14 protein-coding genes are annotated in these 13333 nt (G+C 41.8%); 2 read left to right on the forward strand and 12 right to left on the reverse strand.

What is annotated here, in order from left to right:
* Positions 1-23: 23 nt before the first annotated feature.
* From RGU12_RS21975 to ggt, 9 genes are all read right to left on the reverse strand, one after another.
* Entirely contained in the window at positions 24-1682 is a 1659-nt protein-coding gene (locus RGU12_RS21975; RefSeq protein ID WP_309537968.1) for a sodium:solute symporter family protein, read from the reverse strand.
* 231 nt (positions 1683-1913) lie between these two features.
* Positions 1914-2216, reverse strand: a complete 303-nt coding sequence (locus tag RGU12_RS21980) for a DUF4212 domain-containing protein (protein ID WP_116352046.1) — start codon at positions 2214-2216, stop codon at positions 1914-1916.
* Between the two features lie 93 nt (positions 2217-2309).
* Positions 2310-2489, reverse strand: coding sequence for a hypothetical protein (locus tag RGU12_RS21985; RefSeq protein WP_309537969.1), 180 nt, complete (start codon positions 2487-2489; stop codon positions 2310-2312).
* Between the two features lie 617 nt (positions 2490-3106).
* Positions 3107-3634, reverse strand: coding sequence for a chromate transporter (locus RGU12_RS21990; RefSeq protein ID WP_309537970.1), 528 nt, complete (start codon positions 3632-3634; stop codon positions 3107-3109).
* The gene (locus tag RGU12_RS21995; RefSeq protein WP_309537971.1) at positions 3631-4182 is read right to left on the reverse strand and encodes a chromate transporter; all 552 of its coding nucleotides are present in this window, start codon (positions 4180-4182) and stop codon (positions 3631-3633) included. Before RGU12_RS21995 ends, RGU12_RS21990 begins: the two co-directional genes overlap by 4 nt.
* A 118-nt stretch (positions 4183-4300) precedes the next feature.
* The gene (gene pcp / locus RGU12_RS22000) at positions 4301-4903 is read right to left on the reverse strand and encodes a pyroglutamyl-peptidase I (RefSeq protein WP_309537972.1); all 603 of its coding nucleotides are present in this window, start codon (positions 4901-4903) and stop codon (positions 4301-4303) included.
* 13 nt (positions 4904-4916) lie between these two features.
* Positions 4917-5447: a chromate transporter gene (locus RGU12_RS22005; protein WP_309537973.1), complete on the reverse strand. Its 531-nt coding sequence runs from the start codon at positions 5445-5447 to the stop codon at positions 4917-4919.
* Positions 5444-6019, reverse strand: a complete 576-nt coding sequence (locus RGU12_RS22010) for a chromate transporter (RefSeq protein ID WP_309537974.1) — start codon at positions 6017-6019, stop codon at positions 5444-5446. The genes RGU12_RS22005 and RGU12_RS22010 overlap by 4 nt, the downstream gene beginning before the upstream one ends.
* 24 nt (positions 6020-6043) lie before the next feature.
* Positions 6044-7612 carry a gamma-glutamyltransferase gene (ggt, locus tag RGU12_RS22015; protein WP_396232418.1) on the reverse strand — a complete coding sequence of 523 codons (1569 nt, stop codon included), beginning with the start codon at positions 7610-7612 and terminating at the stop codon, positions 6044-6046.
* Between the two features lie 312 nt (positions 7613-7924).
* Here ggt and RGU12_RS22020 point away from each other — a divergent pair, with 312 nt between their 5' ends.
* Entirely contained in the window at positions 7925-8374 is a 450-nt protein-coding gene (locus RGU12_RS22020; protein ID WP_309537976.1) for an Lrp/AsnC family transcriptional regulator, read from the forward strand.
* 46 nt (positions 8375-8420) lie between these two features.
* On the opposite strand, the gene RGU12_RS22025 is transcribed toward RGU12_RS22020, so the two are convergent.
* Positions 8421-10862 (reverse strand): S8 family serine peptidase, encoded by a 2442-nt coding sequence (locus RGU12_RS22025; protein WP_309537977.1) that lies wholly within the window; start codon positions 10860-10862, stop codon positions 8421-8423.
* Positions 10863-11246: 384 nt separating this feature from the next.
* On the opposite strand from RGU12_RS22025, the gene RGU12_RS22030 reads away from it, so the two are divergent.
* On the forward strand, positions 11247-11612 hold the full coding sequence (locus RGU12_RS22030; protein WP_309537978.1) for a cupredoxin domain-containing protein: 366 nt from the start codon (positions 11247-11249) through the stop codon (positions 11610-11612).
* Positions 11613-11644: 32 nt separating this feature from the next.
* Here the strand turns inward: RGU12_RS22030 and RGU12_RS22035 are convergent, their stop codons facing one another.
* On the reverse strand, positions 11645-12424 hold the full coding sequence (locus RGU12_RS22035) for an ABC transporter permease (protein WP_309537979.1): 780 nt from the start codon (positions 12422-12424) through the stop codon (positions 11645-11647).
* Entirely contained in the window at positions 12421-13332 is a 912-nt protein-coding gene (locus RGU12_RS22040; protein ID WP_309537980.1) for an ABC transporter ATP-binding protein, read from the reverse strand. Before RGU12_RS22040 ends, RGU12_RS22035 begins: the two co-directional genes overlap by 4 nt.
* Position 13333: the final 1 nt, after the last annotated feature.

A 13333-nucleotide genomic window follows, 5' to 3' on the forward strand; every position in this document is an offset into this window, starting at 1 on the left:
TTTTCCGTGAGTCAGATTTACTTTTAAGCATCCTCTTTAAGCCAAACCTCGCCATCCTTGTATACCATTTGCTCTGGGTAACGCATATCGACTACCTCGTCTTGTTTAGCCTGTGAAGGCGCCTCAGTCATAAGGGAAACAATGATGTTTCCTAAGAAACCTGCTAATGCCCCAAAGATTCCTGCTCCTGTATCAATAATACCGAGTACTGTGAAGCCACCGTATTTTGCTGCAAAAATATACGATAACACGACGACCAATCCGATAAGCATACCTGCTATAACACCCTTCGCATTCGAACGCTTCCACCACACTCCCAGAACGAGTGCCGGGAAGAACGTACTAGAAGCAATCGCAAAGGCCCAAGCTACAATTTGTGTGATTGCTCCCGGTGGGTTTAACGCAACTAACCCTGCGATCAGTGTGGCAACGACAATTGACCAACGTGCCACATTCAAGCGATTTTTTTCAGTTGCATCAGGCTTTAAGACACGATAGTAAATGTCATGCGCAAATGAAGAAGAAAGTGCAATCATCAATCCGCCAGCCGTCGATAATGCTGCCGCCATTGCACCAGCTGCCATTAGTCCAATAACGAATACTCCAAGATTTGCGATTTCCGGGGTTGCCATAACAACGATGTCATTAGCGATTGTCATTTCCTGCCATTGTAAAATCCCGTCACCATTTGTATCCGCAAGCTTTAATAGACCCGTGTCAATCCAGCTTTGCGTCCAATGAGGAAGGTCCGTCATTTTTTGACCAGCAACCTTAGTCATCAGAATGAAACGTGAGAATGCTGCATACGCAGGAGCTGACAAGTATAATAATCCAATGAATAAAAGCGCCCAAGCACCTGACCATCGAGCTGCCTTCATTGTCGAAACCGTGTAGAATCGTACAATAACGTGAGGCAATCCAGCCGTACCACACATTAATGTGAACATTAACGCAAGGAACTGCCACTCAGAACCTGTTGCAAACGGTGCAAAGTATTCTGTGAAGCCCAACTGACGGTCAAGCTCTCCAATTTCTGCAACAACTTTTCCATACGATAACCATGGCAATGGATTGCTTGTTAATTGTAAGGAGATAAAAATAACCGGAATCAAGTACGCGACAATTAACACGATATATTGAGCGACCTGTGTCCAAGTGATCCCCTTCATTCCACCCATAGCAGCGTAGAAGGCAATTAGCACTACCCCAATCATTGTTCCGATTCCAGCATCAATTTCAAAAAGACGCCCGATTACAACCCCAGAACCAGATAACTGACCAATGGAGTACGTAAACGAAATGATGATTGTACAGATTGCCGCGACAATTCGAGCTGTATGGCTATCAAAACGGTCCCCGATAAACTCAGGTACTGTGTAGCGGCCATATTTTCGAAGCTGCGGTGCAAGGAGGAAGGTTAATAATAAATATCCACCTGTCCATCCCATGATATAGGCCAAACCACCATATCCAAGAGCCATGATCGTTCCCGCCATCCCGATGAACGACGCTGCACTCATCCAGTCTGCTCCGATTGCCATTCCATTATAAATCGGAGGGACACCACGTCCTGCAACATAAAAGTCCGACGTCGCATTTACCCGGTTGAAAATGGCGATCCCGATATAAAGTGCAAAAGACGCTAAAATAATGATTAATGAGACCAGAAATTGTGTATCCAAATTTCCTCCCCCTTTGGGTTCAAATATAGGTACTGCTTATTTGTAGGAAAACCTGTCTCTTTTTTCTATCGTTTTGTGTAATTGTTGTAGGTTTTGAGTCAAATTGTGTGAGATAAAGTTTTTGCTAAGCTGAGACTTGCTTTTTCATCAAGGCACGTCTTAGAAGTAGGGGTTATTTCTGTTACGTAGAACTAGTTTTTCGTGAGTATGATTGTTTGATAGGATAGATTTTTAATGATCAAGTACTTTTCCAGAGCTGATTTGCTCATTTTTCTCTTCGTCGATGCCGTATTTTTGGTCAATCTTATCGCTTACCTTCGCGTTAACAAATAGAATAATGATAAAAGTAACAACTGCACCCTGTGCTCCCATGAAGTAATGGAATGGCAATCCATTTACTGAAAACGTGGAAAGTGGCTTCGCAAATAGGACCACCCCAAATGAAACAAGAAAACCGATAATGAGATAGATAATAATATTTCTCGTTTTCTCCCTAAAGTATCCATCGGCAATTTTCTTATCAACTTTTTTCAACTACTAGCACCTCCATAAAAATAGAATTGATGTGAACTTTCGGTAATCCGTATTGTCTTTTAGATCACCTCCTTTAAGGTATGTACTAGGTTATTAGCCTAGATTAAAAATAAAACGGAGCGTTTCCCCTAGTGGTGCGGGAAAACGGATGATTTCAAAAACAAAATACGCAAAGATGGACACAAACGGCAGAAGTAAAAAGAGTGGGCGCTTACGCTTAAACGCCATGAAAAGGCTAAATCCAACAATTATTAGCATTAAATATAAGATCATAGATAACACCCCTTAATATGAAAGCGTTGTCAAAAATATCGTATAGTGGACGATTACACTTTCTATATTTACTATGCACATTTTATAATATTACGAAAATTACTAATATTTATATTATCGATTTATTTTCAGGGCTCGTCAAGAAAAGATTTTGGCGAATTTTTGGGGAAAGAAGGACATTGTGAGTCCTGCTCAGAGAGGTCGAAATCTTATGAATGAGCTTTGGGGTTTACCTGAAAACGCAGTAACATAATGACCTTTTACAAGTGCGATTTTGGATTTTATTGGAAGATACTCGATATAAAGTTATGATATTAGTAGGCTTTTGGTTTTTTAAGGAAAACCTCTTCGCTTAAATCGCTTTTATGTTTGCGGTTTTGGTACATACCGGAAAAAGCCACAAGATAAAAGCATGTTATGTCTAGAAATTTGGATATATAAGGAAAATCCCTCAACATAAAGAACTTTTATGGCCACAGTTTTGGATTTTGTTGGAAAATACTATAATATAAATCTCCTATTTGTACTGACAGCCAGATATTTCAAGAAAAGGCGCTAGCCATAATAGCCTTTTCCCAAGCACTTTCAGGTTAAGCCGGTCTCCTTTTTAAAACCTTCTATAACAACACCGCCCCATATACAAGTGATCCAACAATCACATACGCAGGGTGAACCTTCCATTTTTCAAGCAACAAAAAACTGAGCACCACTAAAATAATACTATGGACCAACCCGGCATCCTCATATGATTCCTGAAAAAAGCGATACGCCATTGCTCCCAAAAGAACAGCAATTGTTGGCCGGATATAGTTCGTCATCCGCTTTACTTTCGGAGAGTGCTTAAACTTTTTCAAAATGCTTAACAAGCCGATCATTAAAAGTAGTGAAGGAGCAACTGTAGCAAATATGGCAACTGTCGCGCCCATCACACCTGCCTGTTGATACCCTATATACCCGGCCATTTTAGTAGCAATTGGACCCGGTAACGCGTTCCCAATCGCAATCACTTCACTAAACTCATGAACTGACATCCAGTGATAACGATGGACTACTTCATTTTCAACAAGAGGAATGGATGCAGGACCGCCTCCATAGCCGAGGATCCCAGGAATAAAAAAAGCAATAAAAAGCTGCACGTATATCATGTTTGCTTCTCCTCCTGCTTATCCTTTTTCACCAAGGCAAGTACAAGTAATGCACCAACTAAAATACCGGGATGCACGCCAAACACATCCAACACTAGCACACTTACCACCCCTAATAAGATGACCCTTTTCCAACCCAGTCCCTTTTTGGCATTGATGAAGAATTCCCAGGTTAATTGGGCTAGCATAACCCCAACTACAGCCAATACAGCCTTTGTCATCCCCTGTACCCAGGCAAGATTTTTAAAGGAGGTCAATGAAGTAAGTAAAATAATCATTAATACGATTGTCGGGACTGAGGTTGCCAAAACAGCATTGATCATCCCAAGCCAGCCGCCAACACGATAGCCAATATAGCCAGCCATTTTCGTTGCAATTGGGCCGGGCAAAGTATTCCCGAGGGCCAGGATATCGCCAAAATCATCATCATTTAGCCATTTGTAACGCTCTACTGCTTCCTTATGGACAAGTGGAATGGAGGACGGACCGCCTCCATAGCCAAGTAAACCAACTTTAAAAAACGCAATAAAAATATGAAATTGCTTCATGGTATAAGTCCTTTCGTAAGTGAAAAAGAGGAAGCCTCGAATTAGGCTCCCTCTTAGTGTTTTCAAATAATGTTCTTGTATTCAAACAGCTATTTGTGTAACAGCCGTTAATTCAACTTTACTCCCCTAGCACCTCAATCATCGCTTGAATCGAAGCAGTTAGATCCGCTAATGACCAGCTTGGGATGCCATTTTTCTTAAGTCCAAGTTCATGTGAAGCTGGAATATGAATAAAGCCCGCACGCATCTCAAGATTCTCCTGCTCGATTTTATGCAACACCGAGTACATGACATTGTTGCAAAGATAGGTCCCTGCTGTATTTGAGATCGTGGCAGGGTATCCTTTTTCAACCGAAGCATTTACAAACTCTCGAATCGGCAATGTTGAAAAATAACCCGCAGGACCTTCCTCTTCAATCAGTGCATCCTGCAATTTCACGCCGCTGTTATCCGCAGCCCCATCACGACAGTTGATTGCAATTCGTTCAGGCGTGACTTTATTTCTTCCTGCAGCAAGCCCCAATGAAATCACAACATCGGGTTTTACCTCATTGATATGCTCGATACATTGTTTAGCTGATTCTGCAAAATCAACTGGTAGCACTGTTCCTATAATTTCATATCCACCGATGGTTTGCCCTTCTAAAGCTCTTACGATTTCCTCGGTTGGATTGATGGGATTATCTAAAAAAGGAACGAATCCTGTTAATAAAAGTTTCATTTTTTACACCTCTTTATGCTAGAAAAAACGCGCCATATCCGAGTGCCCCAATGATGACATAGGCGGGGTGAACCTTCAATTTTTCCATTAATACAAAACTCACCACTATTATGATAATGGTTTGCCACATGCCTGCATCCGCATATGATGTTGCGAAAAAGCTTATTGTTAAAGTACCTAGTAAAACTGCAATCGCCGGGCGAACATAGCTGGACATGCGTTTTACCTTTGGCGAATCTTTATGTTTGTATAAAAAGCCCAGTAAAACAATCATCAAAATGAGAGAAGGAGCTACAGTCGCAAAGACTGCAATAATTGAACCTGGTATTCCCGCTACTTCATACCCAATATAGCCTGCCATTTTTGTTGCGATCGGACCGGGCAAGGAATTTCCGAGAGCGAGCACCTCACTGAATTCGGAAACGGTTAACCAACCATAACGTCCAACAACCTCATTTTCAACAAGAGGAATGGAGGATGGTCCCCCACCATATCCAACAATGCCAGGTATAAAAAAGGCTAAGAAAATTTGCCAATAAATCACATGCCAACACCCTTTTCTATTGTTTGCTCGACTTCTTTTGCTTTGTCTCTCTTAACGATTGCGGCAACAAGAAGTACCCCAATGATGATACCCGGGTGAATTCCCACAAACTCAATTAATATAAAGCTTACTACAACGATTCCTACAGCAACCTTCCAGCCTAGAGAATCCTTTGATTTTTTTAAAAAGTCCCAAGTTAATGTTGCCATCATGACACAGACGACTGGAATTACCGCCTTTACCATCCCGTGCACCCAAGGCTGATCCTTGATTGACGATAAAAAAGTTAATAGAAGAATCATGAGTATAATCGTCGGAACCATCGTTGCAAATAATGCTGTCAAGAGACCTAGGATTCCTGCTACACGATAGCCAATATAGCCTGCCATTTTCGTATTAATCGGGCCCGGTAATGTATTTGCAAGTGCGAGTACATCTGAAAATTCATCATCATTCATCCATTTGAAGGTACCAACGACCTCTTTATGAACGAGAGGAATGGAAGACGGTCCGCCTCCATAACCCAATATCCCCGAACGAAAAAAGGCGATAAATATATTAAGGTATTTCATACAATCATCTCATTTCTGTTTTGATTACCAAGATGCAATACTACCATCTGTTCTCGCTTCCGTACCTCCTGCAAGGACGCCCGTTTTCGGGTCCCTCCAGATAATTTGACCGCGACCAAAGCTGCCGCCATCAAGAGCTACCTGAATTTGGTGACCACGTCTTGCCAGTGCTTGCGCAACATGCGTTGGGAAGTTCGGTTCCACCACTATTTTTTTACCTTCAATCCATTGCCATCTTGGCGAGTCAAGTGCTGCCTGCGGATTCAAATGGAAATCAATCGTATTCATAATCACTTGCGCATGACCTTGTGGCTGCATGTATCCACCCATAACTCCAAATGGACCGACCGCTTCCCCATCCTTTGTTAAAAATCCAGGGATGATCGTGTGGTACGTCTTTTTGCCTGGTTCCAATGCATTTTCATGTGCAGGGTCTAATGAAAAATCATGTCCACGGTTTTGCAAGGCAATCCCTGTTCCCGGAATTACGATTCCAGAGCCAAAGCCCATGTAGTTACTTTGAATATAGGAAATCATGTTACCTTCTGAGTCAGCAGCCGCTAAATAGACAGTGCCTCCACGTGGTGGTGTTCCTGGTTCAGGTGTTAGTGCCTCTTCACCAATCAGGCTTCGTCTTTGTGCCGCAAATTCTTCAGATAAGAGCTGCGCTGCCGTCACTGACATTTTTTCAGGGTCTGTCACATATTTTTTGCCGTCTGAAAAGGCGAGTTTCATAGCTTCAATTTGCTTATGGTAGGTTTCAACCGATTCTTTTTCTTTTATATCAAAACCATTCAGGATATTAAGCGCCATTAACGCAACAATTCCCTGACCGTTTGGCGGAATCTCCCATACATCATAGCCACGGTAGTTTACCGAAATGGGCTGCACCCACTCAGGCTTATAGTCTGCTAGATCCTCTTTTGAAAGGAAGCCCCCATGTTCCTTGAAGAAAGCATCGATTTTATCTGCTAGCTCGCCTCTATAAAAGCTTTCCGCATTGGTTTCCGCAATGGAACGAAGAGTATTTGCATGGCCTTCCGATCGCCATACCTCTCCAATTTCAGGTGCACGACCTTCAGGCGCAAATGTATCAAACCAGCTTTTATATTCTGGTGTTGTAAATATTTCTTTGTATTTTTTATAGGCACCCTTCCAGTATTTCGCAAGAACAGGTGATAATGGGTAGCCTTCCTCAGCATATTGAATTGCAGGCTTTAAAACTTCGGTTAAAGGAAGCTTTCCGAAACGTCGAGACAGCTCTGCCCATGCGGAAGGAACACCAGGCACTGTTACTGGTAATAAGCCAAATGTCGGCACTTCTTCGTGACCTTTTGCTTTCACCGCATCAATTGAAATGCTTTTTGGCGCTGGTCCACTTGCGTTTAGACCATGCAACTCACCCTTCACCCATACAAGTACAAATGCATCCCCACCAATTCCATTCGAGGTCGGTTCAACAACAGTTAAGGTTGCAGCTGTTGCGATGGCTGCATCAATTGCGTTTCCGCCCTTTTTTAGAATATCTAACCCTGCTTGGGCCGCTAATGGCTGGGACGTTGCCACCATCCCATTTTTCGCGAAAGTCGCCATTCGTTGTGAAGCATACGGGTAATTCAAATAATCCAATTTCACTTTTAAAATCCCCCTTCTATGTACCCCATTTTTGACAATTGTTAGTTATTTTTCGAAAATTGATTAACAAACGGAATTTTTTGTTTATAATTATGATTATAATTGAAATTTAAAATATATTCTATAATTTTAACGAAATAAGCAAAAATGCGAAGAAGTGGGTTTTCGACATACACCAAAACGTAAGCATGTCCATTTTGTTGCTGTGTGTTGTTTCAACCGATGGTAAAATAAATGTAAGCAAGTAAACCGTTGAAAAGTGGGGATTCAATGAAAATCGATGAAACGGATAAAAAAATTCTTGAGTTGTTAACCATAAATGGAAGAATGTCCTACGTGGATATTGGAAAACAACTTGGTCTTTCAAGGGTATCGATTCGCGAACGCGTCAATCAATTGATTGAAAAAGGCGTCATTGAAAAATTTTCAGTCGTGATCAACTCTGAAAAAGTGGGTAAAGGAGTGTCTGCCTTTTTCGAAGTGGACTGTGAGCCCGCTTCACTTGTAAGGGTCGCGGAGACACTCGCGAACAATCCAAGTGTCGCAAGTTGTTATCAAATGACAGGACCAAGCACCCTGCATATGCACGTCCTTGTTGAGGATTTCGCCAAGCTTGAAAAATTTATTAATGAAGAGCTCTATAGTTTGGACGGGATCACAAGAGTGGAAAGTCATATTTTATTAAGGAGATTTAAGAGTCGAACAGGGTTGAAGCTATAAAGAAAAATGGTGTCAAGGCAAATGAGCCTGACACCATTTTTCTTACTTATTTGTACAGGAAGTTTGTTCCTGCAAGGTCACTTTGACCCTTGTATGTTGCATAAGCATAGACGTTGTAATAATTGCCTTTTGGTAATTTGAGTTTTTGGCCATTTGCTGCAGAAGTGATCGTTCCATCCCAATCAAAATATTGATATCCTGCAGGTACGTTTTCATAAACAGCAATGTCACCCAAATAACCAATTGCCTGACCAGCTGAATTTGATAAATAAACAAAGAATTCTACTTCCTCCGCCCCACTAGGGAAGAAGCCTCCAACCTGAGTTAGGTTGCCATAACCGTCAAATGTAACAAATGCTGCTTCAGCACGTGGATAGTCTGGCTCTTTCACAAATAGGATTGTCGGTACGTCGAATGTTTGGTCTCCATCGCTAATTGTAATCGTTCCTTCATAGTATCCTTGGTCAAGCTTTCCAGCATCCACCTGAACATTCAGATTTACCTTTTGAGATTGACCTGCATTTACTTTTAGGTTGTTGCTTGTCATCACTTTAATGCCTGCTGGGTTTCCAGCGAATGAAACGTCAAAGCTATATGTTTTTCGTTCATTTGAAAGATTCTTCAGTGTAAAATGCTGCTTTTCAACTTGTTTTCCTTTGTCCTTATCGAACACACCAAATGAATAGCTCCCTGGGGCTGCAAGTGTGCTTGTGTTGATTGCATCTAGCGGACGGATACTTCCAGCACCTTGCGTGTTGTGTGGGTATACTTTTCCACTCGCATCTTTTAACTCCACTGCAGTATTCATTAATGCTGCTTTTACATCTTCTACATTCCAATCAGGATGTGCTTGTAAAATCAATGCAGCTGCACCTGCAACATGCGGAGATGCCATACTTGTTCCTTGCTTCGCACCATAACCACCTGGGATGGTACTTGTAATGTTTACCCCTGGTGCTGATACATCAGGCTTTATCATCCAAGTTTGGTTTACTGGACCACGTGAGGAGAAGTCAGCCATCGTTTCACCTACACCGTGTGAGAATTCAATATTGAAGCTTACTTTGTTATTTCCTTTTGCAAGCTCGTCTAATAGCTTGTTCCCGTCCTCTAACGTTGTTTTAATCGTCGGAACAGCCATGCCAGCAACATCAGGAGTTTCCCCTGCGACATTGTTATAAATAATCGCACCCACTGCACCCGCTTCCTTAGCAGCAATTGCTTTATCAACGAATGCAATTCCTGCTCCACGGCTAATTAACGCGATTTTACCATTTAAATCTTTTCCAGCGAACTCCTCTGGTGAACCAAATCCTACATGTACAAACTCAAACTCTTTTCCATTCAGAGCGAGTAACTCACCATCACTTGGGAATCCTTGCACCTTCGCAGACGGATATTCAACACCCTCCGTTGTTGAAATAGACGCATTATACACATTAAACGGAAGCTGTGTAGCTCCTACAGAAATGGCATCACGCGATGTACCTGGTGATCCAACTGTCCAATTTGCAGGTCCAGCGTTTCCATTTGAAGTAACTGCGACAACACCTTCTGCCATCGCCCAATCTAAGGCAATGCTTGTTGCATAATCAGGGTCGTTTAATGAGTTACCTAATGAAAGATTCATTACGTCCGCCCCATCTTGAACAGCTTTCTCGATTCCTGCGATTACATTTGCAGTTGTCCCGCTACCACCAGGGCCTAATACACGGTAAGCTAAAAGTGCGGCCTCTGGAGCTACTCCCTTAATACCACCATTTGCGGCTACTGTGCCAGATACGTGAGTACCATGATCTGTTTTTGCTCCACGTGGATCACCAGCTGGTGTTTCCTGTGGATCATTATCATTGTCTACAAAATCCCAGCCTTTGTAGTCTCCAAATGCGTGTTTTAAGTCAGGATGAGTATAATCAGCACCTGTATCAATAACAGCTACTGTAATCCCTTCCCCTGTAAAACCTGCTTCCCAAGCGTCATTAGCGCCAATAAATGGAGCACTTGCAGCCATTTGAGGACTGAATGCCTCTTGCGAAATGGTTTCACCAGTATCCTCTGTAATCGTATATTCCACATCGGGATATACCGCTTTTACCCCAGGCACTGCAAGTAATGCCGGAACTTCATTTGCTTTTAATTCGACAGAGAACCCAGAGAATACATAATCGTACTCGCGGTTCACTTTACTAGATTTCGCCGCTTGTTTCACTGCGTCCTTTACCTTCTGACGCTCTTTTGCTAGATTTGCTTTTGTTTGAGATTTTCCAGTCTGTTTTGCTTCGACAATCGATGCTTCGGTAAGTTCCACTATTACGGTTGTAGACTTTGAGGATTTCAGATCTATGTTGCCATATAGTTCTGCTAGTTGTTTCGGAGCAGAGGATTTTTCGTTGTTTACTTGTGCGAATGCTCCCATTCCAAATGAAGAAAATGTTAATAAAAAGACTAATAGAATTAATGTAAATTTAAGTGTTCGTTTTTTACCCATGACCTAAGTTTCATCTCCCTAAACATACTATTGGGCAAGTCCTTTTTCTTATAAAACCAATCCCTCCTCCTTTATCTTTTTGCAGGACTTTCACCAATACTAAGAAATTCTACGGATTCCCACCTTTTTCCTTGAGTAATTGTCCCTATTATTCTGACAATAAATCCGATACGATCAGACTTATTTCGAAAATAACTTCGTATTTACTCGAGGTTTGTAGATATGAGTCAATACTTGAAAATACATGACTATGGAAAAACGAAAGATTGCATATGAATGGAGCGGTCGGAGCATCGCAGCGTTGTTTTTTTCATATTAAGGATAACTTGTAGTGATAATATTTTATGACTTAGAAGAAGCTAATACTAGAAAGGAGGGATGCAAATGTCTGCGATTAAGTGGTTAACAAGCTTGAGTGTTATCCTTGCGTTATTTGTGGTTGGCTCAATGGGTGTATTTGCCGAAACACAGCCTTTAGAGCCGATGGCAAAATTTGAGGTCGAAATAAACGATGATTATTTTAACCCGAAAGCCATCACGTTACCCCAAGGAAAACCGTTCGTGTTGGTCTTGAAAAACAACGGAGTTAAGGAACACACCTTCACAGTAGAAAAGCTCGGAATTGACTATGAACTGAAACCAAAACAAATTAAAATTGTTACTGTCGGACCAAAAACGCCCGGTACATATGAACTGATATGTCGGTACCATTCCAAGGAAGGAATGACGGGACAAGTCATTGTAAAATAACAAGCATGGCCAACTGGCCATGCTTTGTTTCATTATGCTGCACGTTCTTTTTTCGCGAAAAGATAGATTGAACCGATCAACAGAATTACAATTAAAAGAATGGATATCGTCAATGATAGAGCAAAATGTTTGTCTGGGCTACCTGTTAATAGAAGCTTGCTTGCATGTGTTGAAAGTCTTGCCGGGCTCCATGTCATCCATTTCGATAATAAGGATGTAATGGCTGACAGCCCAATCGCTACTAATAACGAGACAAAAGCTACAATTAAATTACTTTTAAACAGTGAGCTTAATAGAAGTGTGACCGTCACAAGGAATACAAGCCATGTTCCATAGACAAGTGAGCCCTTTATTAATTCCCCGAATCCAATATCGCCAATCAAAACTCCGGTATAATACCAAGACGCTAAGATTCCTAATAAAAATGAACCTACTGTCATGAAAACGATACTGACCCATTTTGCTGTAATGTAATTGGCAAACGAAACGGGTTTTACGAGAATGATATCGGACACGCCGCTGTTTTTTTCAGCTGCAACAATCCCCATGAACGCTAGCACTAACACAAGTATTCCAATTTGAGTGTACTGTCCAAAGGTTTGCACGATGACCTCTTGAGGCGATGGGATTGGCATTTCAAAAACCGCTCCCTCTGGCAGTTCGCCCGCTGCTTTTATAATTTCCGGCAAATAATACGAGGTGACCGGTTGCATGATACCTAATAAAATAAACACAAGTGGAATCCACAGAATTTTAAAATTCCGTGTCATCTCAATCCATTCCTTTTTAAACAATACCATCCATTGCCTCATGACTTCACCACCTTCATAAATACATCCTCGAGCGACGATTGACCAATTTTAAACGTGGAAACTGGTATATTTTTAATCAAGATATCTTGTAAAATAGCATTTCGCGCTGTATCAAGCTGTGTTACCACAATTGTGGCCGTCGTCCGCTCTACGCTCACTTCATGAACCGACTCAATCGCTGTTAAGCCGTTTGCCCAGTCAGAGATATCTGTTTCGGCTTCGATAACGATCACATCATGCTGGTGCTTTTTTCGTAGACCCGCCAACGAATCGCTTAATGCCAATTCACCTTTACGAATGATGACAATATCATCACAAACCTCTTCTGCATCATGCAATACGTGTGTAGAGAAGAGAATCGTTGTTTTCTTTTTCAATTCTCGCATCATTTCAATGACCTCACGGCGACCGACAGGGTCTAGCGCGGACACAGGTTCATCAAGCATGACAAGCTTTGGTTCATGAATCATCGCTTGTGCAATTCCTAAGCGCTGTTTCATACCGCCCGAAAATCCGCCAATTTTCTTTTTCTTCGCGTCAGCGAGTCCTACTAATTCTAGTAATTCTTCCGCTTTTTGGTGGGATTCTTTTTTTGATAAATGTGCAAGCTGTCCGACATATACTAAAAATTCACTTGCTGACATCCAGTTGTAAAAAACCGGGTGTTGTGGCAGATAGCCAATGTACTTCCGATTGTCGCCATTTTCCATGCCATCAAATGCAACTTTTCCCGAGGTTGGGTGAAGGAGTCCCGCTAGCATCCTGAGTGTTGTTGTTTTTCCCGCTCCATTTGGACCAAGCAATGCGGTGCAACTCCCTTTTTTAATCTCAAAAGAAAGATTATTCACCGCTGGCTCCTTCCCAAACCGCTTTACTATATTTTCGATTGAAACTAGAGTTTCCGTCATT

The organism is Ferdinandcohnia sp. QZ13 (assembly GCF_031324165.1).
Lineage (GTDB): Bacteria > Bacillota > Bacilli > Bacillales > Bacillaceae_L > Ferdinandcohnia.

Excerpts from the sequence above, each read along its gene's own strand:
- RGU12_RS22025 (WP_309537977.1), bottom strand. The coding sequence starts at position 10,862 with ATGGGTAAAAAACGAACACTTAAATTTACATTAATTCTATTAGTCTTT.
- RGU12_RS22040 (WP_309537980.1), bottom strand. The coding sequence starts at position 13,332 with ATGACGGAAACTCTAGTTTCAATCGAAAATATAGTAAAGCGGTTTGGG.
- RGU12_RS22020 (WP_309537976.1), top strand. The coding sequence starts at position 7,925 with ATGAAAATCGATGAAACGGATAAAAAAATTCTTGAGTTGTTAACCATA.
- ggt (WP_396232418.1), bottom strand. The coding sequence starts at position 7,612 with ATGGCGACTTTCGCGAAAAATGGGATGGTGGCAACGTCCCAGCCATTA.
- pcp (WP_309537972.1), bottom strand. The coding sequence starts at position 4,903 with ATGAAACTTTTATTAACAGGATTCGTTCCTTTTTTAGATAATCCCATC.
- RGU12_RS21985 (WP_309537969.1), bottom strand. The coding sequence starts at position 2,489 with ATGATCTTATATTTAATGCTAATAATTGTTGGATTTAGCCTTTTCATG.
- RGU12_RS21990 (WP_309537970.1), bottom strand. The coding sequence starts at position 3,634 with ATGATATACGTGCAGCTTTTTATTGCTTTTTTTATTCCTGGGATCCTC.
- RGU12_RS21995 (WP_309537971.1), bottom strand. The coding sequence starts at position 4,182 with ATGAAGCAATTTCATATTTTTATTGCGTTTTTTAAAGTTGGTTTACTT.
- RGU12_RS22010 (WP_309537974.1), bottom strand. The coding sequence starts at position 6,019 with ATGAAATACCTTAATATATTTATCGCCTTTTTTCGTTCGGGGATATTG.
- RGU12_RS22030 (WP_309537978.1), top strand. The coding sequence starts at position 11,247 with ATGTCTGCGATTAAGTGGTTAACAAGCTTGAGTGTTATCCTTGCGTTA.
- RGU12_RS22035 (WP_309537979.1), bottom strand. The coding sequence starts at position 12,424 with ATGAGGCAATGGATGGTATTGTTTAAAAAGGAATGGATTGAGATGACA.